The organism is Streptomyces sp. NPDC053069 (genome assembly GCF_044546895.1).
GTDB lineage: Bacteria > Actinomycetota > Actinomycetes > Streptomycetales > Streptomycetaceae > Streptomyces.
The window spans coordinates 102,462-125,405 of record NZ_JBITZN010000007.1; the positions used below are offsets into that span (position 1 = coordinate 102,462).

Annotated in this window: 24 protein-coding genes; 19 read left to right on the forward strand and 5 right to left on the reverse strand. The window is 72.2% G+C overall.

Features of this window, described 5'->3' with window-relative positions; translation table 11 throughout:
* Nucleotides 1-109 precede the first annotated feature (109 nt).
* From ACIGXP_RS17820 to ACIGXP_RS17845, 6 genes are read left to right on the forward strand one after another with little or no spacing between them, the layout of a single operon-like run.
* Nucleotides 110-1,138: a 3-oxoacyl-ACP synthase III family protein gene (locus tag ACIGXP_RS17820; RefSeq protein WP_399769262.1), complete on the forward strand. Its 1,029-nt coding sequence runs from the start codon at nt 110-112 to the stop codon at nt 1,136-1,138.
* Nucleotides 1,135-1,875 carry a glycosyltransferase family A protein gene (locus tag ACIGXP_RS17825; protein ID WP_399769264.1) on the forward strand — a complete coding sequence of 247 codons (741 nt, stop codon included), beginning with the start codon at nt 1,135-1,137 and terminating at the stop codon, nt 1,873-1,875. The genes ACIGXP_RS17820 and ACIGXP_RS17825 overlap by 4 nt, the downstream gene beginning before the upstream one ends.
* A complete protein-coding gene (locus tag ACIGXP_RS17830; protein WP_399769266.1) occupies nt 1,875-3,353 on the forward strand; it encodes a class I adenylate-forming enzyme family protein in 1,479 nt (492 codons plus the stop codon). Before ACIGXP_RS17825 ends, ACIGXP_RS17830 begins: the two co-directional genes overlap by 1 nt.
* Nucleotides 3,350-4,111 carry a glycosyltransferase gene (locus tag ACIGXP_RS17835; protein WP_399769268.1) on the forward strand — a complete coding sequence of 254 codons (762 nt, stop codon included), beginning with the start codon at nt 3,350-3,352 and terminating at the stop codon, nt 4,109-4,111. Before ACIGXP_RS17830 ends, ACIGXP_RS17835 begins: the two co-directional genes overlap by 4 nt.
* Nucleotides 4,108-5,247 carry a cytochrome P450 gene (locus ACIGXP_RS17840; RefSeq protein WP_399769270.1) on the forward strand — a complete coding sequence of 380 codons (1,140 nt, stop codon included), beginning with the start codon at nt 4,108-4,110 and terminating at the stop codon, nt 5,245-5,247. The genes ACIGXP_RS17835 and ACIGXP_RS17840 overlap by 4 nt, the downstream gene beginning before the upstream one ends.
* On the forward strand, nt 5,244-6,155 hold the full coding sequence (locus ACIGXP_RS17845) for an NAD-dependent epimerase/dehydratase family protein (protein WP_399769272.1): 912 nt from the start codon (nt 5,244-5,246) through the stop codon (nt 6,153-6,155). Before ACIGXP_RS17840 ends, ACIGXP_RS17845 begins: the two co-directional genes overlap by 4 nt.
* Before the next feature lie 52 nt (nt 6,156-6,207).
* Here ACIGXP_RS17845 and ACIGXP_RS17850 read toward each other — a convergent pair whose 3' ends face one another.
* Nucleotides 6,208-6,765, reverse strand: coding sequence for a DoxX family protein (locus ACIGXP_RS17850; RefSeq protein WP_399769274.1), 558 nt, complete (start codon nt 6,763-6,765; stop codon nt 6,208-6,210).
* 185 nt (nt 6,766-6,950) lie between these two features.
* The gene (locus ACIGXP_RS17855; protein ID WP_399769276.1) at nt 6,951-7,703 is read right to left on the reverse strand and encodes a helix-turn-helix transcriptional regulator; all 753 of its coding nucleotides are present in this window, start codon (nt 7,701-7,703) and stop codon (nt 6,951-6,953) included.
* A 121-nt stretch (nt 7,704-7,824) separates the two neighbouring features.
* On the opposite strand from ACIGXP_RS17855, the gene ACIGXP_RS17860 reads away from it, so the two are divergent.
* The 3 genes from ACIGXP_RS17860 (at nt 7,825) to folE (ending at nt 9,567) form a co-directional block, all read left to right on the forward strand.
* Nucleotides 7,825-8,373, forward strand: coding sequence for a DUF2231 domain-containing protein (locus ACIGXP_RS17860; RefSeq protein WP_399769278.1), 549 nt, complete (start codon nt 7,825-7,827; stop codon nt 8,371-8,373).
* A 74-nt stretch (nt 8,374-8,447) separates the two neighbouring features.
* Nucleotides 8,448-8,906 (forward strand): hypothetical protein, encoded by a 459-nt coding sequence (locus ACIGXP_RS17865; protein WP_363218301.1) that lies wholly within the window; start codon nt 8,448-8,450, stop codon nt 8,904-8,906.
* 1 nt (nt 8,907) lies between these two features.
* Complete coding sequence (gene folE, locus ACIGXP_RS17870; protein WP_363218300.1) at nt 8,908-9,567, forward strand: GTP cyclohydrolase I FolE; 660 nt, start codon at nt 8,908-8,910, stop codon at nt 9,565-9,567.
* A 253-nt stretch (nt 9,568-9,820) separates the two neighbouring features.
* Here folE and ACIGXP_RS17875 read toward each other — a convergent pair whose 3' ends face one another.
* The gene (locus tag ACIGXP_RS17875; RefSeq protein ID WP_399769281.1) at nt 9,821-10,084 is read right to left on the reverse strand and encodes a hypothetical protein; all 264 of its coding nucleotides are present in this window, start codon (nt 10,082-10,084) and stop codon (nt 9,821-9,823) included.
* A 164-nt stretch (nt 10,085-10,248) separates the two neighbouring features.
* Between ACIGXP_RS17875 and ACIGXP_RS17880 the strand changes: the two genes are divergently transcribed.
* A complete protein-coding gene (locus ACIGXP_RS17880) occupies nt 10,249-11,007 on the forward strand; it encodes an IclR family transcriptional regulator C-terminal domain-containing protein (RefSeq protein ID WP_363218298.1) in 759 nt (252 codons plus the stop codon).
* A gap of 98 nt (nt 11,008-11,105) precedes the next feature.
* The gene (locus ACIGXP_RS17885) at nt 11,106-12,287 is read left to right on the forward strand and encodes a PP2C family protein-serine/threonine phosphatase (RefSeq protein ID WP_399769283.1); all 1,182 of its coding nucleotides are present in this window, start codon (nt 11,106-11,108) and stop codon (nt 12,285-12,287) included.
* Here ACIGXP_RS17885 and ACIGXP_RS17890 read toward each other — a convergent pair.
* Complete coding sequence (locus ACIGXP_RS17890; protein ID WP_399769285.1) at nt 12,284-12,706, reverse strand: ATP-binding protein; 423 nt, start codon at nt 12,704-12,706, stop codon at nt 12,284-12,286. The two genes, ACIGXP_RS17885 and ACIGXP_RS17890, sit on opposite strands and share 4 nt — an antisense overlap.
* A 195-nt stretch (nt 12,707-12,901) precedes the next feature.
* On the opposite strand from ACIGXP_RS17890, the gene ACIGXP_RS17895 reads away from it, so the two are divergent.
* The 6 genes from ACIGXP_RS17895 (at nt 12,902) to ACIGXP_RS17920 (ending at nt 19,077) form a co-directional block, all read left to right on the forward strand.
* Entirely contained in the window at nt 12,902-13,669 is a 768-nt protein-coding gene (locus ACIGXP_RS17895; protein WP_363218296.1) for an IclR family transcriptional regulator, read from the forward strand.
* Nucleotides 13,670-13,712: 43 nt separating this feature from the next.
* The gene (glpK, locus tag ACIGXP_RS17900) at nt 13,713-15,245 is read left to right on the forward strand and encodes a glycerol kinase GlpK (protein ID WP_363218295.1); all 1,533 of its coding nucleotides are present in this window, start codon (nt 13,713-13,715) and stop codon (nt 15,243-15,245) included.
* Between the two features lie 66 nt (nt 15,246-15,311).
* Entirely contained in the window at nt 15,312-16,556 is a 1,245-nt protein-coding gene (locus ACIGXP_RS17905; protein ID WP_399769288.1) for a DUF2993 domain-containing protein, read from the forward strand.
* Between the two features lie 370 nt (nt 16,557-16,926).
* The gene (locus ACIGXP_RS17910; RefSeq protein WP_399769290.1) at nt 16,927-17,484 is read left to right on the forward strand and encodes a pyridoxamine 5'-phosphate oxidase family protein; all 558 of its coding nucleotides are present in this window, start codon (nt 16,927-16,929) and stop codon (nt 17,482-17,484) included.
* 193 nt (nt 17,485-17,677) lie between these two features.
* Nucleotides 17,678-18,238 (forward strand): DUF2243 domain-containing protein, encoded by a 561-nt coding sequence (locus ACIGXP_RS17915; protein WP_399769292.1) that lies wholly within the window; start codon nt 17,678-17,680, stop codon nt 18,236-18,238.
* Nucleotides 18,238-19,077: a cytochrome c oxidase assembly protein gene (locus ACIGXP_RS17920; protein ID WP_399769294.1), complete on the forward strand. Its 840-nt coding sequence runs from the start codon at nt 18,238-18,240 to the stop codon at nt 19,075-19,077. Before ACIGXP_RS17915 ends, ACIGXP_RS17920 begins: the two co-directional genes overlap by 1 nt.
* Before the next feature lie 209 nt (nt 19,078-19,286).
* Here the strand turns inward: ACIGXP_RS17920 and ACIGXP_RS17925 are convergent, their stop codons facing one another.
* Nucleotides 19,287-19,622 carry a hypothetical protein gene (locus tag ACIGXP_RS17925; protein WP_399769296.1) on the reverse strand — a complete coding sequence of 112 codons (336 nt, stop codon included), beginning with the start codon at nt 19,620-19,622 and terminating at the stop codon, nt 19,287-19,289.
* Between the two features lie 147 nt (nt 19,623-19,769).
* Between ACIGXP_RS17925 and ACIGXP_RS17930 the strand changes: the two genes are divergently transcribed.
* Nucleotides 19,770-20,513 (forward strand): HAD family hydrolase, encoded by a 744-nt coding sequence (locus ACIGXP_RS17930; protein WP_399769298.1) that lies wholly within the window; start codon nt 19,770-19,772, stop codon nt 20,511-20,513.
* The gene (locus tag ACIGXP_RS17935) at nt 20,510-22,906 is read left to right on the forward strand and encodes a glycoside hydrolase family 65 protein (RefSeq protein ID WP_399769300.1); all 2,397 of its coding nucleotides are present in this window, start codon (nt 20,510-20,512) and stop codon (nt 22,904-22,906) included. Before ACIGXP_RS17930 ends, ACIGXP_RS17935 begins: the two co-directional genes overlap by 4 nt.
* Nucleotides 22,907-22,944 lie beyond the last annotated feature (38 nt).

Here is a 22,944-nt window from a genome sequence, read left to right on the forward strand (position 1 = left end):
CTCCGCGGCGTGGCGTGTGCACAGACGACCTGGTGGGCGGCTTCTACCTAGGCGAGTTGAGTACGCGTGCTCAGGCAGGCCGTCCGTGCCCGCTCATAGCGTCCAGCCCATGCACACAGACCACGCTGCTCGCGGTCCCGTGCTCCGGGTGGGCATCACGTCAGTGGCGTCCTGCCTGCCGGAGCTCGCGGTCACGTCCCAGCACTTGCAGGAGCAGATCTCCACGGCATCCGGGCTGCGGTTGCCAGCCCGGATGCTCGAACGCGTCACCGGGATCGTCTCGCGCCGGGCCGCGGCGGAGGGCGAGTACGCCTCGACGCTCGCGGTGCGGGCGGCGCGTACCGCGCTGCTCCGGGCCGGTCTGGCTCCGTACGACGTGGATCTGCTGGTGTTCGCCTCCGCCACGCGGGACATGGCCGAACCGGCGACTGCCCACGTCGTGCAGGCCGAGCTGGGCTCCCGGGCGCATGCGCTGGATGTGACGAACGCGTGCAACAGCTTCGTCAACGGAATCGACACGGCGCGGGCGATGATCCTGGCCGGCCGGGCCCGCCGGGCTCTGGTGGTCACCGGGGAGACCCCGAGCCGGGCGGTGCGGCACGCCCCTTCCGGCCCCGGGCAGCTCCGGGACGGCTTCGCGGGCTACACCTTCGGTGACGCGGGAGCCGCGGTCGTGCTGGAGGCCGTGGAGCAGGGCGGCATCCTCGACGTCGACACCGAGACGCATTCCGAGCACTGGCGGGTCGGCGGGATCTTCGGTGGCGGTTCGCGTCACCCCCGCGGGGACGAGCACACGTACTTCCGCGGCGACGGGACCGAACTGCGCGAGGTGTTCGAGAAGATCGGCACGTCGGTGCTGGACCGGATGAGGCTGCGCACCGGGCTGGACTGGGGCGACTTCCGGTACGTCCTGGTGCACCAGGTCACCGTGCCGTACCTGGAGCGGTTCGTGGAGCTCACCGGCATACCCCGGGACCGGCTCGTCGTCACGGTGCCCGAGCTCGGCAACATGGCCAGCGCCACGCTGGGCGTGCAGCTCGACCGGGTCCACGGGCGGCTGCTTCCCGGCGACCGGGTGCTGTTCGTGGGCCTGGGCGGTGGCGTGAGCCTGATGACCATGGTGTGGGAGAAGGCGTGAGTGCCCTGTGGGTGGTGGTGCCCGCACACCAGGAGGCCACGCGGATCGGCGCCACGCTGGACGCGCTCGCGGCCCAGCACGACCGGGACTTCACGCTCGTCGTCGTGGACAACGCCTCCACCGACGCCACGGCAGCGATGGCGTACGACTTCGCCCGCCGGGCCCCCTTCCCGGTCCATGTGCTCAGCGAGCCGGAGAAGGGCGTCGGCTGTGCCGTGGACACCGGTTTCCGGTACGCCATAGGCAACGGCGCGACGATGCTGGCCCGCACCGACGCGGACTGTCTGCCGCGCCCCGGCTGGACGGCCGCCGCCCGCGACGCCCTGCGGCAGGGCGCAGGCCTGGTGTGCGGTCGTATCGACGCACGTCGCGACGAACACGGACCGCTCGGGCGTGCCGTCTTCCGCACGCTGGTCCGCGTCGCCGCGTTCTTCGGCCGGGTCCGCCCCGCGCACGGGCGCCGGCACGGCTATCTCACGCCGTACCGGATGCACGCCGGTAACAACATGGCCGTCACGGCCGCCCTGTACGAAGCCGTCGGCGGTATGCCGCGCCGCCCCTCCCCCACCGACCGTCTCTTCCTCAACCGGGTCCGGCGCCGCACCACCGCCATCGTCCACGCCCGCGCCATGGTCGTCGAGAACTCCACCCGGCGGCTGCGCGCCTACGGGCTGGTCGGCACGGCCCGCTGGTACCTCGACCGGGGCCCGGGCCGGCACCCGGAGGACCCTCGCTGATGCTCGACACACTGGCCCACGCCCTGCGCAAGAGCCCCGATCGGCCCGCCGTTCTCGGCACCGCCCGGAACGGAGCCGTACGCGTCATGGCCACCTGCGGGGACCTGGCCGACCTCACCGACCATTACGCCGCTGCGCTGCACGCACGGGACATCGCACGCGGCAGCACCGTCGGCGTCGCGGTACGGCCCGGACCCCGGGCGCTGGCCGTGATGCTCGCCGTACACCGGCTCGGGGCGCGGGCCGCGGTGCTCGACCCGGGCGCGGGACCGGACGTACTGCGTGCCCGGCTCGCCCTCGCCCGGCCCGATGTCGTCCTCGCCGACGCCACCGCCCAGGCCGTCGCCGGGTGGGCCCGCCCGCTCGCCCGTCGGGCGCACCTGGCCCTGCCGGACCTCGCGACGCTGGGGCCAGTGGCCACGGTCGGCCCCCGACTGCCCGGCTGTGCCCCGGCGTTGGAGACCGGGGTCCGGTCGGTGGTCCTGCCGCGTCCGGTGGACGAGGACGGCGACGCGGTCATCGTCTTCACCTCGGGCACCACGTCCCGGCCGCGTGCGGTGGTGCACACCCGTTCCTCGCTCGCGGCGGGGATGGCCACGGTGACCGGTCTGGTCCCGGTGGAGGCCGAACGGCCGGTGCTGGGCGGGACGTTCTTCGTCCTCGTGCCGTCCCTGGCGAGCGGTGCACCGGTCGCGCTGCCCGCCCGCTCGCCGCGCGTTCTGGTCCGGCAGCTGCGCCGACTGGACCCGCAGGCCACCTATCTGACGCCACCTCAGCTGCGGTTGCTGCTCGCCGCGGGGGCCCGGTTCACCGGGCGGGTGTGGACGGGGTCGGCTCCGGCCAGTGCCGATCTGCTCACCCGGGTCAAGCAGGCGGGGGCGCGGGAGGCGTGGGGCGTGTACGCGCTGACCGAGCTGTTCCCCGCCGCCGCGGTGGAACAGGCCGACAAGGCCGCTTTCACCAGCGGGGGCGATCTGGTGGGCGCTCCGCTGCCGGGGGTGACGGCCAGGACGGACGCCTCCGGTGAACTGCTGCTGGCCGGTCCGGCGGCCCGGGACCGTTACCTGGGCGAGGACCCGGACCCGTGGGTCGCCACCGGTGACCGTGCGCACCTGGAGGGCGGCCGGATCGTGCTGCAGGGCCGCCTGAAGGACATGGTGCTCAGGCGCGCGGAGAACATCTACCCGGGGCTGTACGAGCCGGCGCTGCACGTGCCCGGCGTCGAACTGGCCCTGCTGGTCGGCGTACCGGCCGGTGACGGCGACGAGCGCCTGGTCGCCGTCGTGCAGCCGGGCCGGGGTGCCGACCGTGCGGCGCTGCGGGCCGCGCTGACCGGTCCGCTGGGGCGGATGGGGTCCGCCCGGCCCGATGCGGTGCTGCTGGCCGACATTCCGCTGTCCGGGCGCTCCCGCAAGCCGGACCGCGCGGCCACCGCGCGCCTGGCCGCCGCCCGCCTCGCGGAAGGGGCCCGGGGATGAGCGCGCCGCTGTGGGTGGTCGTACCGGCCTACAACGAGGAGGCCGGCATCGGGGCCACCCTGGCCGCGCTCGCCGCCCAGACCGACACCGGCTTCACCCTGGTCGTCGTCGACAACGCCTCCACGGACGCGACCGCGGAGGTCGTGCGCCGCTTCGCCGCCGCCGCGCCCTTTCCCGTGCACCTCATCGAAGAGGAGGAGCCGGGCGCCGGGGCCGCCGCCGACACCGGATTCCGGTACGCCATCGGGCAGGGCGCCGCACTGCTCGCACGGACCGACGCCGACTGCGTACCCGCCGCGGACTGGATCGCGGCGGTACGCAGGGAGTTCGGGCGCGGCACGGAGCTGGCCTGCGGGCGGAGCGTGCCACGCAGGGACGAACACCCCTCGCTCGCCGAGCGGTATCTGCTGCCGGCGGTGATCCGCGCGACCGCGCTGTACGGGCGGTACCGCACGGAGCATCGCCACCCGCGCTTCCGCGCGCCGTACGTGCTGTGCCACGGCCACAACCTCGCCGTCACGGCGGCTCTGTATCTGCGCTGCGGGGGCACACCGCGCGTCCCGCTGCAGGGGCCGCCCGAGGACGTGGTCCTCCTCAACCGGGCACGCGCGTACAGCGACCGGATCGCGCGGGCCGAGCGGATGGTGGTCCACTCCAGCCTGCGCCGTCTGCGGGCGTGGGGTGCGCGCCGGACCCTCCTGTGGTCCTGGGACCGACGCTACTGCCCCGCCGACACGAGAGAGGTACACGTGCGGTGACCGCCGCGCCCGTCCCGCCCGGCGTACGGGCGGCACGCCGCCGTGACCGGCGCGTGTACACCCGTTCCCACCCCGTGCTGTTCACTCTGCTCGCGGCCGGCCGTCACCGGACGGTGACCCGGCTCGGAGGGACGGTGCTGGTGCACGGCAGCGATGCGTACCGGCACGCCCTCACCCGTGTTCCGCTGGACCGCACCGCGGCCGGCACCACCGGCGGGGCCGCGCGGGAGCTGTCCGCCGGCGGGTCGCTGTTCGACCAGGAGGGCGCCGGTCACCGTGCCACCCGCCGTGCGGTTGCCGAAGGGCTCGGCGCGGCCGGGGTGGAGCGGCTGCGCCCGGTGTGGCGGGAGGTCCTCACCCGCCGTCTCGCCCCACTGGCCGACGGCCGCACGGTCGACCTGGTGCCGCTGGCCCGCGAGCTGGCCGGGGCCACCGTCTGTGCGCTGCTCGGGACGGGCGCGGACCCGGAGGGTGTCGCCGTGGCTGCCGCCCACGTGGCGGCCGCCGCCGTACGCGGTCATCTGCCCGGGCCACGGCTGCCCGGCACCGCCCGGGCGGCGGCCAGGGCGACGGCCCGCTTGGAGGCCCTGCTCACCCGAGGCAGCGCGCCCGGCGAGTCGGCGGAAACGGCCTTGCGGGCCATGCTCGCGGTCGCCGCCGTCAACACCACGGTGGCGGCTCTCCCACGCGCCGCAGCCTGGTGTGCCGACGCGGCCTGGTGGGACCAGGCGGCCGACGACCGGCTGCGGCCGGCCCTGGTGACCGAACTGCTGCGGGTGATCGCTCCGTCCCCGCTGCTGCCGCGCGCCGCAGCGGCCGGCGGCGCTCTCGACGGGTGCCCGGTACGGGCAGGGGACCGCCTGATCCTGGTGGCACGGCACGCGGCCCGGGCGCACACCGATCCCCCGAACATCCGCAATCCCGCGCCGCCCGAGGTGGCCCAGCTCGTCTTCGGCGCCGGATCCCACGCCTGCCCCGGTGCGCGCCTGGCCCGCGCGCAGCTCGACGACGCGCTCGCCGCACTCGCGGCCCACCGCCCCGCCGTCGTGCGGGCCCGTGCCGACCGGTCCGCGGCTCTGCCCGGCTGGCGTTCGCTCACCGTCCGCTCCACCGCCCGCCCTTCGGAGGCCCGATGACCACGATCGCCGTCACGGGGGCGAGCGGCTTCTGCGGCTCCCATGTCGCCGCCACGGCTGCCCTCCGGGGCGCCGAGGTGCTGTGTGTGGGGCGCCGCCCCGGCCCGGTCGGACGGCACATTCCGTGGGACGCCGCCCACGAGGTGCCGGACCTCGCCGGCGCCGACATCGTGGTGCACTGCGCGGCGGCGGTCGGCGACCCGGTGCCCGGCTCCCCCGCCGAAGCGGCGATGCGTGCCGTCAACGTGGAGGGCACAGCACGTCTGTTGCAGGCCGCCGCCGGCCGACCGGTGGTCTGGGTGAGCAGCGCCAGTGTCTACGCGCCCGGCCCCGGAAGGGCGCGGATCACCGAGGACCATCCGGTGCACAGCCAGCTGAACGCGTACGGCCGTACCAAGGCCGCCGGTGAGGCGCTGGCGCTCACTGCCGGTGCCGTGGTGCTGCGTCCCCGGGCGGTCTACGGTGCCGGGGATCCGCATCTGGTGCCGCGGCTGGTGTCCCGCGTCCGCAGCGGCCTGCTTCTGCTGCCCGGCCCGAGCGTCCGCCTCAGCCTGACGGCCGTGGAGAACCTCACCGAGGCGTGCCTGAGCGCCGCCGACTGGCCGCCGGGCGCCTACAACATCGCCGACCCGGCGCCGTACGACCGTGACCAGGCCGTACGGGCGGTCCTCCGTGCCCACGGCATACGGGCCCGGATCCGCCACCTGCCGGCGGCGGTCGCCCACGCCGCAGCGGGCGCCGCCCAGTCGCTGGCCCGGCTGCGTCCGCACACTGAGCCGTTCCTCACCCGTTATGCGGTCGACCAGCTGGCCAACTCCGTCGTCCTGGACGTGTCCAAGGCCGAGGCCCAGGGCTGGACGGGCGGTCGTGTGCTCGGGGACTACACCGCGGCCCGGCCGGCCGTGTGAGCGGGCCGGGCACTCGACCGGCGCGGGATGGCCGAGTGGGCCGGTGGTCCGTTCAGAGAGCGAGCGTGACCGCAGCGGCGGCGCCGCCGAGGCCGAGGGCCAAGGCCGCCTCCGTCCAGCCGCCCTCGCCCCAGCGGAAGAAGCGGTCGACGGCCAGCCGGCCGGGACCTGTGGCTGCGACGGCCAGAGCGACGACGGCGATGCACACGCTGTATTCCACGCCGCCGTCCGTCTCCCACAGGCCGTGCGCGCCGGTGACCGTGGCCATCGCGTTGATCATGACGCCGATCAGGGCGGCAGCCGCCAGCGACGTCAGCAGACCGAGCGCCAGGCCGAGGCCGCCGAGCAATTCGGACAGGCCGCCGATCGTGGCGAAGAGCTTTCCCGGGTGATAGCCCAGGGCCGCGAACCCCTTGCCGGTCCGGGTCAGGCCCGGGCCTCCGAAGAGCCCGAAGACTTTCTGAGCTCCATGGGCGGCCATGAGCAGACCGAAGGTCAGTCTGATCAGCAGCAGGCCGGCATCGGCGGCGGTCGTCCTGGAGGCGGTGGTGGGATGCGCTACCGGTTCCGTGGAACGAGCAGCACGGTTCAGGATGCGCTTGGTCAACATGGCAGATGCTCCGGTCGGAACGCCATGACGGGCGTTTCCCCCAGCTCGGGCGGATACCGAGCAACCGGTCGACGGGCGGGCCCCGCGCAGCGGCGCAGAGCCGGCCCTCCCTACGATCGTTGCGCCGAGGGCAGTGCCGTGCATCTGGGCGGTGGCCCGCCGGAGGCAGGCGGCCGGTGTCGCCCTCAGCGGTCCTGGGGCGTCCGGTCGTCATCCTCGGGGCTGCTCGGGCCGAGCCGCACACAGCATTCCCCGGGCTCGGGGGCGAGGACGGCGTGGACTCCGGTGACCTGAAGACCGTCGAGGTAGCCGCTCAGGAAGGCCTGGTTCATGCCGCACACCAGGTCGGGGGCCTTCGCTGCCAGCGGGTGGAAGGGGCAGTTGCGGAGCCGGAGCCGGGTGGGGCTCTCCCGGACCGGTTCGTAGCCGTACTGGTCCAGCAGCCGCTCGCACGCGGTCAGCCCGCGCTCGGGGCCCAGACGGCCCGGGCGGGTCTCCTCGCGTGCGGCCTCGCCCATCTGCCGGCCCCGCTGGTCGGCCGTGCGCATGGCCGCCTGCGTCGCGTTCTCGTCGGCGCCCTCGGTCAGGACGGCGTCCAGGAGAAGACCGGCCAGCAGTTCGTGGCGCCGGTCGGGGATGGTCACGGTGATCTGGGTGTCGGTGGCCTCGTACACCTTCGGCTGTCTGCCGACCTTGCGGATGCCGCCCGGTGATTCGTAGCGGGCGCGCAGCAGGCCGGCGTCGACGAGTTTGTCGAGGTGGAAGGCGGCGAGCTTGCGGGATATGCCGACGCTGGCGGCGGCCTCGTCGCGGGTGACGGCACGGCGGGCCCGCCGGATGAAGGTGAACATGCGCCTGCGCGAGTCCTCGTTCAGGACGCTCACGGAGTCGAGGGCGGTGTCGGCCGTGTCGGGCTGCGGAGTCGGGTGGGAAGCCACGAGACCACAGTAACTCCCACCTTGCTGGGCGCAACTGCCTTTTTGGCCCTCTGTTCTGCGCGTCTTGACGTCTTACCCGAATAAGACCAACATTTATTGGTGAAACCCCTGGGAGGTTGCGATGGTCAATGAGCCACAGCTTCAGGCGAAGCGTCCGGTCAGCGCCTCGCTCGCCGGCCCGTACGGCCACCCGTTCCACCCGATCCTGGTGACCGTGCCGATCGGTGCCTGGGTGACCAGCCTGGTGTTCGACATCGCGTCCCACGCAGTGCACCGTCCGGGCTTCCTGACCCAGTCCTCGGAGTGGCTGATCGCGGTCGGGGTGATCGGTGCCCTGCTGGCAGCCATGGTCGGATTCCTCGACCTGTTCGCGATCCCCAGCGGCACCCCGGCCTTTCGCACCGCCCTGGTCCACATGACGCTGAACCTGCTGGTGACCGCCGCCTACGTCGTCAACTTCCTGTGGCGGTACGGCGACCACACCGGCGGTGGCAGCGTCGGCATCGGGCGGCTCGTCCTGTCCGCACTGAGCGTGGCAGCCCTGGGCGTCTCTGGATTCCTCGGCGGCAAGCTCGCCTACCGCTACGGCGTCCGGGTCGCCGACGAGAGCACCCAGGCCGAGGGATTCACCACCGACCGCGGCCCGGGGAACGCCCGCTCCGTCGCCTGACCCGGGCCGCGCACCCGCCACGGCGGCCGGTGCCCTCCGACCGCCTCCTACCCCGTCTTCAGCTGGGAGTTCCCATGGACATCGCCGCACTGATCACCTGGGTGGTCACCGCTCTGGGCGGCTTCTACATGCTCGGCACCTGGATCCAACGCGGTGGAATCCGGCAGCAGCAATCCGGCACCAGCCGCCTGCCCGCACCCGTCGTCTTCGGGCACTTCGCCCTGGCCGCGATCGGGCTGGTGGTGTGGATCATCTATGTCGTGGCCGACAAGGGCGCCCTGGCCTGGACGTCGTTCGGTCTGCTGCTGCCGGTCGCCCTGCTCGGATTCGTGATGCTCGCCCGCTGGATCCCCGTCTACCGCGACCGCGCCACGGCCGGGGCGGTACCGGCCGCCGCGACGGCTGCCGGAGCCGAAGGGGCCGTACCCGCCGAACGGCATTTCCCCCTCGCCGTGGTGCTGGCACACGGCCTGTTCGCCGTGGTCACCCTCGTCCTGGTCCTGCTCACCGCCCTGGGCATCGGAGGCAGCTGACATGAGCCCGCGGCCCGAGCACCGCACCACCGCCCGAATAGACCTGCCCGATGCGGAGGACGCGCCATCCGCACGACCCGCGCTGCGGGTCGTCCACGAGCCCGACGGTATCGACCTGGCCGCCGCGGAGGCAGCGGCCGGCCAGTTCCTCACCGCACTGGGCATCTCCACCGCCTCGGAGAGCCTGCGCGGCACACCGGGGCGGATGGCCCGTGCGTACGCCGAACTGTTCAGCCCGCGCTCCTTCGACCTGACCACCTTCCCCAACGAGGAGGGCTACGACGAACTCGTCCTGGCCCGCCGCATTCCGGTCCGCTCCGTGTGCGAGCACCATCTGCTGCCGTTCGTCGGCACCGCCCACGTCGGCTACCTGCCCGGCGCCCGCATCCTGGGCCTGTCGAAGCTGGCCCGCGTCGTCGAGCACTTCGCCTGCCGGCCGCAGGTCCAGGAACGCCTGACCAAGCAGGTCGCCGACTGGCTGCAGACACACCTGGAGCCCAAAGGCGTCGGCGTGGTCATCGAGGCCGAGCACTCCTGCATGACGCTGCGCGGGGTGCAGGCCACCGGCTCCAGCACCATGACCTCCACCCTGCTCGGCCTGCTGCGGTCCGACGCCCGTTCGCGGAGCGAATTCCTGGCCCTGACCGGCGTGGCCTCATGACCGCGGGCCACCGCCGCCCCGCGCCGGGCCGTGGCGTGGAGAGCCGCGTCAGGCCTGTTCGCCGGCCGCCTTCGCGGCCTGCCCGTACCCCTTTGCCGCGGTGCCGCTCCTGGATGTGCAGCCCATGGCCGACGGGCGTGGCCGGGCCCTCGGGAAGCAGCTCCGCGAAGTCGCGGTCGGACTTGCGTACGGCCTCTCCGGGTTCCTTGCTCCGGCAGGCGCTCCGCCTCTGTGGCGCCGAGCCCGGCCGCCGCTACAGCAGACCCACCGCAGGGACCGCGACGTTGAGGGGTCCCAGACTGATGGGATCGGCCGGGCCGCCCAAGGCTCGGCCGGCGGACGCCCCCTCGGCACTGTCACCCGTGGGCGGCGCCGGGAACCGCGCGGAGCCGTGAGCCAGGGCGCCGATCGGAGCGGAGCCGAAACGAGAGGCGGCCGCCGACGCGTCGGCCGCGTACACACCGAGGCCACCGACGGCGAGGAGAGTGACAGCCGCAATCCGGAAAGACTTGATCATTGCGCTCCTTCGAGGCGTTTCGTTGTCTCTTTGGCACGTTCTCCGGCACGACACTCGCCGATCCGAGGTGAGGATCGGCGTATCGACGCGCGGCCGGTCCATCGGCGATTCCGGCGGTGATCCCCGCCTTGCCCGTGCCACCTCCCCCGGCGCAGTCTGGTCCTATGAGCGCTCAGGACGGCCCCACGCTCATCACGTCCGTGCAGCGGGCCTTCCGTTTGCTGGAAGCGGTGAGCGCGCACGAGAACGGCGCGCCGGCGAAACAGCTGGCACGCGAGACCGGTCTGCCCCTGGCCACCGCGTATCACCTGCTGCGCACCCTGGTGCACGACGGATACGTGCGGAAACTGGACGACGGCGGCTTCGTCCTGGGCGACAGACTGAACTCCCTGCACTCGGCGGCCGGCACGCAGACCCTGCTCAGCCGCATCCGCCCGGCGCTCGCCGCCCTGCGGGACGAGCTGTGCACCGCCACCTACCTCACGTTCTACGAGGACGGTGAGATCAGGGTCGCCGAGATCGTCGACGGGCCCCGTGCCCCACGGGTCGATCTCTGGGTGGGGTTCGAGGACGCCGGACATGCCACCGCCCTGGGCAAGTCCGTGCTGCGTGAGCTGGACGAGGACGCCCGCCGGGACTATCTGTCGCGCCACCACCTACCCGACCTCACACCACGTACGGTCACCAGCCTTCCCGAGCTGCTGCGCAGGATCGCGTCGTCCCCCCTCGCCCCGGCGGTCACGGACCTGGAGGAGTACTCACTCGGCACCGTGTGCGTCGCCGTGCCCGTCTATCGTGGCGGCACGCTCGGCTCGCTCGGTGTCTCCCTGCCCGTGGAACGGCGGGACCAGATCGAGGAGATCCGGGCACGGCTGCTCCCGGTCGCGAGCCGTATCACCAGGAGCCTCTCGCTCACTATCTGAAATTCCGCTTCTTGTGGCAGCCACGCCGAGCCCGTTTTCCTTGACGAAAGGGACATTCCGGGTGTGCATCCCGTACAGGCGAGGACTGCGGAAGAAACATGAGTCAGGCCCGACACCATGGTGGCGACCAGGAGCCGAGTTTGTTCAGGAAGCGTGCAGCCGGCATCTGGGGATCGGTACGCCGGCGTGCCGCCGGTCAGCCGTCCCCCGGAACAGCCGTGCTGCCGGTCCTGGTCCTCGCCGTCGTCGTGCTCGTGGACATCTCCGGCGGGGCGGGCATGGTCTGGCTGCCGCTGCTGGCGGCCGGGCCCGCGCTGGCCGCCGCCACCAACGGGCCGCGCGGGGTGCTGTGTGCCGGTCTCCTCGCCACGGCGCTGGGCGCGGGGCTGGGTATCAGGAACGGCGTTCCCGCCGGTGAGCTGATGGCCGTACTGTCCGCGCTGCTGGCCGTCACGGCGGCCAGCGGCCTGGCCGGCGCGCTGCGCAGCCGGCGTGAGCGGGTCCTCGCAGCCGTCCGCTCGGTCGCCGAGGCCGCCCAGCACGCCGTACTCCAGCCCGTCCCGGAGACCGTCGGACCGTTCCGGGTGGCCGTCCGCTACAGCGCCGCGGCGGCGGAGGCCCGGATCGGCGGGGATCTGTACGCCCTGGTGCCCACCCCGCACGGTGTCAGGCTGATCGTCGGCGACGTGCGCGGCAAGGGGCTGCCCGCCGTGGGGACCGCCGCACTGGTGCTCGGGGTGTTCCGCGAGGCCGCCCATGACGAGCCCGACCTGCTCGCCGTCGTCGGCAGGATCGAGCGGAGCCTCGCCCGCAACCTCGGCCCCGACGACTTCGTCACCGCCGTGGTCGCCGGATGGCCCCGGCCCGGACAGCTGGAGGTCGTCAACTGCGGACACGCGCCTCCGCTGCTGATATCCGCGTCCGGAGAGGTCAGGGCGGTGGAGCCGGCCCACCCCGCGCCGCCTCTCGGGCTGCGTGCCCTCTCGGGCCAGGCCCCTCGTCTGCAGCGGCTGCCCTTCGCGGTGGGAGAGCAGCTGCTGCTCTACACCGACGGGGTCACCGAGGCCCGCGATCAGGCGCGCGAGTTCTATCCGCTCGCCGAAGGGCTGGCCCGCCATGTCTCCGACGAGCCGGCCCGCACACTCACCGCGCTGCACGACGAGCTGCTGACGCATGTGGGCGGCCGCCTGCACGACGACGCCGCCCTGCTCCTGCTCCGCAGGCAGACCGCGGACAGCGAAACGGCCTTCCTGCCGTCTCCGGTGGAGGCCACGCTCTAGACCGCGACGAGATCGGCCCATCGGGTGACCCCGCCCGGGTGGACGCGTATGCCGTGGCGGGTCGCCAGGGCGTGGATGATCGTCTCGCCCCGGCCGTGCTCGTCCGGGTCGTCGGCACGGGCCCCGCCCACCGGGAACGCAGCCCCTGCGTCGGTGACCTCGACGCGCAGGGTGCAGGCGCCGTCGTCGGGTATCCAGGACAACCGGAGTACGGCCGGGGGGCGGGCGTGCAGGAGCGCGTTGGTGACCAGCTCCGACACCACGAGCAGAGAGTCCTCGACCAGCTCCGGGAACACCCTCCAGTCGGCGAGGACCGCCGCAACACGCCGGCGTACGGCCGAGACGGCGCCGGCGACGGGGGGCACCGGACACACGTGTTCGCAAGCCGCCCGAAGCAGCGTGTTGAGCTGAGCCGTCATGGTCTCTCCCCATGGTGTGTGCTGCCGGTCCGACGCTGTGTCCTCACGCATACCGGCTTCGCAGCAAACTATGAAGACAAATCCGGCCCGTCAATGAACAGCGGTCGGCATTGCCGAACGGCTTTGCTCACCTGCGACCCCCGAGCGCCGTCCGCCCGCGGAGCGAAGCACCCGCGGCGGTAATAGGCTCGGCTCATGGCCGGCCCAGTCCAGTCGATCGAACGGGCGGCGGCGATCCTGCGCCTGCTCGCCGGTGGGCCCCGCCGACTCGGGCTCGGCGAGGTGGCGGCCTCGCTCGGGCTGGCGAAGGGCACCGCCCACGGCATCCTGCGCACCCTGCAGCACGTGGACTTCGTCGAGCAGGACGCGGCGACCGGGAAATACCAGCTCGGAGCCGCCCTGCTGCACCTGGGCACCAGCTACCTGGACGTCAACGAACTCCGCTCGCGCTCCCTGAACTGGGCCGATGCCCTCGCCGCCCGCAGCGGGGAGGCGGTACGCCTGGGCACCCCGCTGGAGGGCAGCGTGCTCATCGTCCACCATGTGTTCCGGCCGGACGACACCTTCCAGACCCTGGACGTGGGCTCGCTGCTGCCCCTGCACGCCTCCTCGCTGGGCAAGGTACTGCTGGCGTTCGGGACCGCGACGATCGAGCCCGGCGACAGGCCTGGCCTGGAGGCGTACACCCGCCACACGCTGGTGGACCGCGAGCGGCTCACCCGGGCACTCGCCGAGGTGCGGGAACTCGGCTGGGGCGCCGAGATCCAGGAGATGAGCATGGGCGAGGCCGGGCTCGCCGCGCCGATCCGCGGCCACGGCGGCCTGGTCGTCGGCGCCATCGGCCTGTCCGGGCCGGTCGAGCGGATCTGCGACAGCCAGGGCCGTCCCCGCCCGAGCCTGGTCACCCTGATCCGTGAAGCGGCGCGCGCGATCTCCAGAGACCTGGGAGCCGCCCGCTGGTAGGCCAGGACAGCCGCCCCTTATCCATCGGAAGGCAGACCCGATCATGGCTGAACGGTATGTAATGTCCATCGATCAGGGCACCAACTCGACCCGATGCATTCTCTTCGACCACCGCGGGCGGCTGGTCTCGGTCGCGCAGAAGGAGCACCAGCAGCACTTCCCCCGGCCCGGCTGGGTCGAGCACGACGCCGTCGAGATCTGGCAGAACCTACGACGCGTCGTGCCGGAGGCCCTGTCCGACGCCGGGGTCGGCACGGGACAGGTCGCCGCCGTCGGCCTGGCCAACCAGCGCGAGACCACCGTGCTCTGGGACCGGCGTACCGGCGCACCGCTGGGCCGGGCGATCGTATGGCAGGACACCCGTACGGCGCCGCTCGTCGAGGAGCTCAGAAAGGACCCCGGTGAGGAGTTCTTCCTGCAACGGTGCTGTCTGCCGCCCTCGACCTATTTCTCGGCGCTGCGGATCCGCTGGCTGTTCGACCACGTCAAGGGTCTGCAGCAGCGCGCCGTAGACGGGGAGGTGCTGTTCGGGACGATGGAGAGCTGGCTGATCTGGAACCTCACCGGAGGCACCGACGGTGGCCTGCACATCACCGACGCCACCAACGCCAGCCGCACGATGCTGATGAACATCCACACGCTCACCTGGGACGAAGAGCTGCTGGCCTTCTTCGGCGTCCCCCGCTCGATGCTGCCCGAGATCAGGTCGTCGGCCGAGACGTACGGCGACGCCCGCTCGCTGCTGCCGGGCGTCTCCCTCACCGCCGCCCTCGGCGACCAGCAGGCCGCGCTCTTCGGCCAGACCTGCTTCTCGCCGGGCGAAGCGAAATGCACCTACGGAACGGGGAGCTTCCTGCTGCTGAACACCGGGGGCGACGTCGTGCGGTCCCGGCACGGGCTCCTCACCACCGTCGCCTACAAGATCGGGAACCAGCGGCCGGCGTACGCCCTGGAAGGGTCCATAGCCGTCACCGGCGCACTCGTCCAGTGGTTCCGTGACCGCCTGGGCCTGATCAGCAGCGCCCCGGAGATCGAGACCCTGGCGCGGACGGTGGAGGACAACGGCGGCTGTTACATCGTCCCCGCCTTCTCGGGCCTGTTCGCACCCCGCTGGCGCAGTGACGCACGCGGGGTCATCGTGGGCCTCACCTCGTACATCACCAAGGGGCACCTGGCGCGCGCCGTCCTGGAGGCCACCGGGTGGCAGACCCGCGAGGTCGTCGACGCCATGAACGCCGACTCCTCGGTCTCCCTGCAGCAACTGAAGGTGGACGGGGGCATGACCGCGGACAACCTGCTCATGCAATTCGTGGCCGACGTCCTCGACGTGCCCGTGGTGCGGCCCCTGGTCGCCGAGACGGTCTCCCTCGGCGCGGCCTACGCGGCCGGCCTCGCTTCCGGCTACTGGCCGGACCTGGAAGTGCTGCGCCGCAACTGGCACCGGGCGGCGCAGTGGTTGCCCGCCATGGATCCCCGACTGCGGGAGGCGGAGTACGACAACTGGCAGCGGGCGGTGGAACGCTCCCTGGGGTGGGCCCGGACATCGCGCTCAGCCGAGCCGCGCCCACCCAAGTGACGTATTTCGCGCCTTACTTCAGGTAGGACTTGCGCACCGGGTGCCATTATGTGATCAAATCTACCGATGCGTACCCCCCACATAAAGACGCATCATGCTGCTCAGTCGGACGGGCCTCCCGCCGAAGAGGTTCCACCCCGCCGGAATCCGTACGACGAACTGGCCTCGCTGGCAGACCATCCGCTGGACGACTTCCTCACCGAGGACAGCGCGCCGGCCCGGCAGGAGGACGACGCCGAGGAGCCCTGGACACCCCCCAACCACCGGCGCGGCAGCCGCCGTCGCAACCGCGCCACGGGCCTGCCCACGGTGGTCCGGGGCCTCGCCTGGGTCGTCACCCTCGCCTGCCTCGTCACCCTTGCCGACCGCTGGGCATTGCTGTACGCCGAGTACAGGGCCTCAGAACAGCTGAAGGACAAACTGCACCTCGCAGCCGCCCCCGAGGTACGGATCGGCGGCTTTCCCTTCCTCACGCAACTGGCCGCACAACGCCTGGACTCGGTCCGGGTGACCGTCCCCGGCATCCCGGCCCACCGGGTCACCCTCACCCAGGTCACCGCCACCGCACACGACATACGCATCGACGGCGACGGACCCACCGCGGTGCGCGGCGCACTCGTCCGGCAGGTGCGCGGCCAGGTCCTGCTGTCCTTCGCCGACATGAACCGCGAACTCGGCGCCTCCCAGGTGGCTTTCACGGCGCACGGACCGGAAGGCGTCCAGGCCCGCGGCTCCCTGCACATGGCGGGCCGTGACCTGAGCGTACGGGCCGACGCGCGCATCCGGCGCAACGGGGACCGCGGCATCGCCACCTCCGTGGACGGCATCCGGCTCGACATCGACGGCCTCGCGACCTACCGGCCCGGCACCAGGCCCGCCGAGGGGCTCCACCTGACCCCCGCATCGGCGAGACGCCTCACCCGGGAGGCGGAGAAGATCAAGGCCTTCCTGGCGCTCCCCGAGATCGTGCACCGCCTCGGTGTCCCCGACAGCGCGGTGCGCGCCGCGCTCCACGACGAGGACAAACTCCATCGACTCACCGGCGCCCCGCGCTTTTTGCACCGGCTGACCCGCATCAACCTCGTGGACGCCGCTCTCGCCCACCCGGAACTCCTCACCAGGCTGGGCCTCGACCCGTCCCTGCTCACCGCGCTGACCAAGCTCACCCGCCCCCAGATCGCCGACCGCTTCTCCTTCGCCTTCCAGCTCCCGAAGCCACCCGGAGGCTCCCTGCGTCTGCAGCGCGTGACGGTGGACAGGGACGGCATCCGCGCCGAGGTGTCGGGAACGGGACTGCTCCTGGGCCGCTGAACCGGCGACGCGGCCTGTTCGTCTGCATCGGCGTCGCCTGCATCGGCATGTGGGCTGCCATGTCACCGCTCCTGGCCATCGGCACCTTCGCCGGTCGCTGTCCGTTCGGCGGGGTGCACGGAACCGGCTCGGCATGTGGGCGGTCGGAGTCGTGCTGAAGATGGTGCTGTGGCTTCCGACGCTCTTCGGCGAGGAGGTGGGCCGGCAGGGCTACCTCTTCCCGCGCCTGGCACGGGACGGTGAGCGACAGCAAAACGACTGGCGCAAGAACCCACGACCACATCTCGTCCGGCCACACCCGAACGGTGACGGCGTGGCGGCGTTCCCGATCAGGGCGGTCGGCTTACATGGGGGGAGGAAGGAGATCCGCATGCCACTACAGGGACCCGCCAAGCAGCCCACGTCCGAGCTGGACGCCCGCTACAGTTCCGCGCTCAATCCCCGGCCGGGTGCCGCGGACGTCACCGCCACAGAATGGGCCGAGGCCGAACGGCAGATGAGGGCCGCCGAGATCTTCTGGGTGTCCACGGTGCGCGCGGACGGCCGGCTGCATGTCACGCCCGTGATCGCCGCCTGGCACGACGGGGTGCTGTACTTCTCCACCGGCAAGGGGGAGCAGAAGGCGAAGAACCTCGCTCATGACAGCCACTGCGCGCTGACCACCGGCGGGAACTCGCTCGGCGAAGGGCTCGACCTGGTGGTGGAGGGCAGGGCCGAGCCGGTTGCCGATCCGGCCGTGCTGGACGAGGTCATCGCGGCATATGAGGCGAAGTACGGGCCGCACATCACCTCGCCCGAGGGCACCTTCCACGGCATCGGGGATGCGTTCCGAAGGGGGGACGTGGTGGTGTTCGCGGTGGCTCCCGAGACGGCGTACGGCTTCGGCCGGCGCGAGGGGGTCTACACCCATACGCGCTGGACGTTCTGAGCGGCGGCGGTCTTCGGCACGCTGTACCGCGCCGTCGTCGTCCGGCCGAAGTTTTCGTCCGGGCGAAGTCCTCGTCTGGCCGAAATCCTCGCGCGGCACGGCGTCGTCTGCGAATGGCCGACGGTGACGGCGCCGTGGGGCCGGGGAACTGGTAGCTCCTTGAGGGACAGCGGACGCCGAGGGAAGGATGGTCATGGCCACCACCGTGGACGGAACCAGGGACCACACCGCGCCGCCGAGCCTTCAGCTGCCCGGGATCGTCCTCGGGGTGGGGCTGGGCGGGTTCGTCGACGGCATTCTGCTGCATCAGCTGCTGCAGTGGCACCACATGCTCACCAGCACCAATCACGACCACATCGGTGTGAAGTACTACGACCCGCACACCGTCTCCGGGCTGGAGATGAACACCGTGTGGGACGGAATCTTCCACACCGTGTGCTGGATCGCTGTGCTCACCGGCCTCGCGATCCTCTACGCGCGGGTGACGACCGGCAGGCGCCGCGTGTGGGCCTCGCGGGTCCTGTGGGGCTGGATTCTGGCCGGTTGGGGCCTGTTCAACCTCGTCGAAGGCATTCTGGACCACCAGATCCTGGGCATCCACCACGTCCACGGCGGGCCGTACCAGCTCTGGTGGGACATGGGCTTCCTCGCACTCGGAGCGCTGCTGGTCGGCGGCGGCCGGCTGCTCCAGCGTGGTGCACGGCCCTTCGATCCGCAGGCCGCCGGCACCGGGCGGGCAGGCCGAGCCGGCTGATGGGCGACGACAGCGGCCACATGCATCACCCGCAGGGCAGCGGTGCGGCAGACGTACTGGTGCCGTTGCTGGGCCTGCTGGTGTGTGCGGTCCTCTATCTCCTCCTGGTCCACCGGGCGCGCCGCCGCAACCCGGTACGGGGGTGGAGCTGCTGGCGCGCCGTCAGTTTCGTCACGGGTCTCGCCCTGGCGTCCATCGCCCTGCTGCCGCCCCTCGCGCCCCTGGCCCACAGCGACTTCCGCGGTCACATGGCCCAGCACCTGCTCATCGGCATGTACGCCCCGCTCGCCCTCGTACTCGGCGCCCCGGTGACGCTCCTGCTGCGCGCCCTGCCCGCACCGCGCGCCCGCGGCCTCACCGTGTTCCTGCACAGTCGTCCGGCCCGTCTCCTCACCCATCCGGTGCCGGCCCTGCTGCTGTCCACCGGCAGTCTCGCGGTCGTGTACTTCACGCCGCTCTACAACACCGCCATGGCCCATCCTGCCGGGCACTGGCTGCTGCACGTGCACTTCCTGCTGTCGGGCTGTCTGTTCGCCCACGTCATCGCGGGTCCGGACCCCGCTCCGGCCCGCCCCGGCGTACGGGCCCGGCTGGTCTGCCTCGGCTGTGCCATCGCCGCGCACGCGGTCATCGCGCAGTTGATGTACGGCGGATTCTGGATAGACATCCGCGCTCCCATCCCTCAGGTCCAGGGCGGTGCGGAGATCATGTACTACGGCGGTGACATCGCCGAACTCCTCCTCGCGGCCGCCCTCGTCGCCACCTGGCGCCCGGAGCGCGGTTCCCGTCAGGCAGCGAGGACGTCTGCGGCGCCGGTGTACGGGGCAGTGCGGGACTGACGAACCCCCTCGGGGCCACTAGGCGGGAAGGCGGGGTGGTCAGCGGACCGCCGGCCGGTGGCTGGGGGCCGGCTGCGGGGCGTGCTGTCCGGTGCGCAGCGACAACGGTCCCGTCCCGGGAACGGCCCCGTCCCAGGGTGCAGCTCTTCAGGTGCGCAGGTGGCGGGCGGCGTGCCGGGGTGGCCACGATCGGCACCGGGCGTGCCGGATCATTCAGGGTGGGCCACTGCGTCCCTCTGCAGCTGTACGGACGCCAGGAGGCTCAGCGAGGGCTCGGCCTGGCGCAGCGCCCTGACCGCCGCGACGGAGGCGATGTCCCCGGTGAAGCCGACGGCGTCCAGCCGGGAACGGACCCAGCGGGCGCGCAGCTGCGGGTCGGTCGCGGCGGCCGTGGATTCGACCAGCGCGGCGGCGCGCTCCAGGCCTGGGCGCTCTTCGGGGGACGCCTCGCTCAGCGCCTGCCGCAGGGTCGCCGCGACCAGGTCGGAGTCCCGGATGAGCAGTACGGCGTCGTGTTTCTTGGTCAGCCCCGTGAATGCTTTCATGTCGATCACTGTGCCGGTCGCCTTCCCGGTCCGCCAAATGACTTGAGGAACCTCAGAGGGAGCACCTCTCCACCGAGTGGGTGCCTTCCGGCCTGCCGGGCGGTGTCCTGCCACCGCTGGCTGTGTCCGCCTTCTAGCCTCGGCGGCATGCTGGGGCTTCCTGCTCACGTCCGTGCCTGCCTGTTCGACCTCGACGGGGTGCTCACCCAGACCGCGAAAGTGCACGCGGCCGCCTGGAAGGAGATGTTCGACGACTATCTCCGTGAGCGCGCCGCACGTGAGGGGACCGCGTTCGTGCCCTTCGACGCGGTCGACGACTACGACGAGTACGTGGACGGGCGCCCCCGTGAGGACGGGGTACGCACCTTCCTCGCGGCGCGCGGGGTGCACCTGCCCGAGGGATCGCCGGACGACCCGCCGGAGGCCGAGACCGTGAACGGCCTGGGCAACCGGAAGAACAACCTGGTGCTGCGGCGGATCCGCGAGGACGGGGTGGAGCCCTACGAGGGCTCGGTCCGTTTCGTGCACGCGGTGCGGGAAGCCGGGCTGCGCTGCGCGGTGGTGTCGTCCAGCGCCAACTGCCGGGACGTGCTGGTGGCGGCCGGGATCGAGGGCCTGTTCGACGAGCGGATCGACGGAGTGGTGGCGCACGAGCGTCGGCTGCGCGGCAAGCCCGCTCCGGACACCTATCTGGAGGCGGCGCGCGGGCTGGGCCTGGAACCGGACGAGGCGGCCGTGTTCGAAGACGCCCTGGCCGGCGTGGAGGCGGGCCGGGCGGGAGGGTTCGGGATGGTCGTGGGCGTCGACCGGGTGGGCCAGGCGGAGCAACTGCGGGCGCACGGGGCCGATGTGGTGGTCCGGGACCTGGCCGAGCTTCTGGAGTCGCGGTGATCACGCATCCCAGCTACACGGTCGAGCCGTGGTGCCTGCGCGAGACGGAGCTGAACCTCGACGTGCTCGCCCAGAGCGAATCGGTGTTCGCGCTGTCGAACGGGCACGTCGGGTGGCGTGGGAACCTCGACGAGGGAGAGCCGCACGGACTGCCCGGCGCCTACCTCAACGGCGTCTACGAGCGGCATCCGCTGCCGTACGCGGAAGCGGGCTACGGGTATCCCGAGTCCGGCCAGACGATGATCAACGTCACCGACGGCAAGGTCATCCGGCTGCTCGTCGACGACCACCCGTGCGATCTGCGCTACGGCCGGCTGCTGGCGCACGAGCGGGTCCTGGACTTCCGCTCCGGTGTGCTCAGCCGGACCGCCCGGTGGACCTCACCCGGCGGCCGTACGGTCAAGATCACCTCACGGCGGCTCGTGTCCTTCACCCAGCGAGCGGTGGCCGCGGTGGTGTACGAGGTGGAGCCCGTCGACGGGCCGACCACGGTGGCCGTACAGTCCGAGCTCGTCGCCAACGAACAGCTGCCCCGCTTCGAGGGCGATCCCCGGGTCGCAGCGGCGACCGGGTCCCCGCTGGTGCCCGAGGAGCACTTCGCGCAGGACACCCGGCTGCGGCTCGTGCACTGCACCGACGTCAGCGCACTGCGGGTGGGAGCGGCGGCCGACCACGTCGTGGAGGGGCCCGAGAGCACGCGCTGGACGGCACAGAGCGAGCCCGACGTCAGCCGGCTGACGGTGACCGCGAACCTGGTGCCCGGACAGCCGCTGCGCCTGGTGAAGTTCGTGGCGTACGGCTGGTCCGGGGAGCGTTCGCTGCCGGCCGTGCACGATCAGGTGGACGGGGCGGTGGCGGCGGCGGTCAGCACCGGCTGGGAGGGACTGGTCGCCGCGCAGCGGGCGTACCTGGAGCGCTTCTGGGCCGGCGCGGACGTCGAGGTGGAGGGCGACGCGCAGATCCAGCAGGCGGTGCGGTTCGCTCTGTTCCATGTGCTCCAGGCAGCGGCCCGCGGCGAGAACCGGGCGATTCCCGCGAAAGGCCTGACCGGAACCGGGTACGACGGGCACTCCTTCTGGGACACCGAGTCCTATGTGCTGCCGGTGCTCACGTTCACCGCGCCGGAGGCCGTCGCCTCGGCGCTGCGCTGGCGGCACCGGACGCTGCCGGCGGCCCGGGAACGTGCGCGCCAACTCGGGCTGGCCGGGGCGACGTTCCCCTGGCGCACCATCGACGGCGCCGAGTGCTCCGCCTACTGGCCCGCCGGGACGGCCGCCTTCCACGTCAACGCCGACATCGCCATGGCCGTCGTGCGGTACGTCATGGTGACCGGAGACGAGGACTTCGAGCGTGCCGAGGGACTCGACCTCCTCGTGAACACCGCGCGGCTGTGGCGTTCCCTCGGTCACCATGACGCGGAAGGCGTCTTCCACATCGACGGGGTGACCGGCCCCGACGAGTACAGCGCGTTCGCCCGGGACAACCTCTACACCAACCTGATGGCCCAGCAGAACCTGCTGGCCGCCGCGGACGTGGCGGTACGCCATCCGGACCGGGCCGCGGAGCTCGGCGTCGACGACGAGGAGGCCGCGGTGTGGCGGGACGCGGCGGCCCGCATGGCACTGCCGTACAACGCGTCTCTCGGCGTCCATGAACAGTCGGCCGGTTTCACGACCTTCCAGCGCTGGGACTTCGAGGCGACCCCACCCGAGAACTACCCGCTGCTGCTGCACTACCCCTACTTCGACCTGTACCGCAAGCAGGTGGTGAAGCAGGCCGACCTGGTGCTGGCGATGATGGAGTGCCCGCACGTCTTCACCGCGGAGCAGAAGGCACGCAATTTCGCCTACTACGACGCCCTGACCGTGCGCGATTCCTCGCTCTCGGCGTGCTGCCAGGCGGTGCTCGCCGCCGAGACCGGGCATCTGCGGCTCGCCTACGCCTACCTCGGCGAGGCCGCGCTGATGGACCTGGACGACCTTGAGCACAACACCCGTGACGGGCTGCACATCGCCTCCCTCGCCGGAACCTGGATCGCCCTGATCGCAGGGTTCGGGGGGATGCGCCGGTACATCGGTGAGGACGGGAAGCCGGACCGGCTGGCGTTCACACCGCGCTTGCCGGAAGCGCTGTCCAGGGTGGCGTTCACCGTGCTCGTACGCGGACGCAGACTGACGGTGGACATCGGCCGCTCCCGTACGCGGTACAAGCTGGTGGAAGGCGAACCGCTGCTCCTGCTGCACCACGGAGAGCCGACGACCGTGACCGCCGACGAACCGGTCGACCGCCCGACGCCCCCCGTCCGGGCGCGCACCGAGCCACAACAGCCGCCGGGCCGCCGCCCTGTGGGCCTGCCCGTCGGTGAGGAGCCGCGGGCTGAGACACCCGAATGACACGGCGGGGATCATGCCGCGGTGCGGGGGACGAGGTG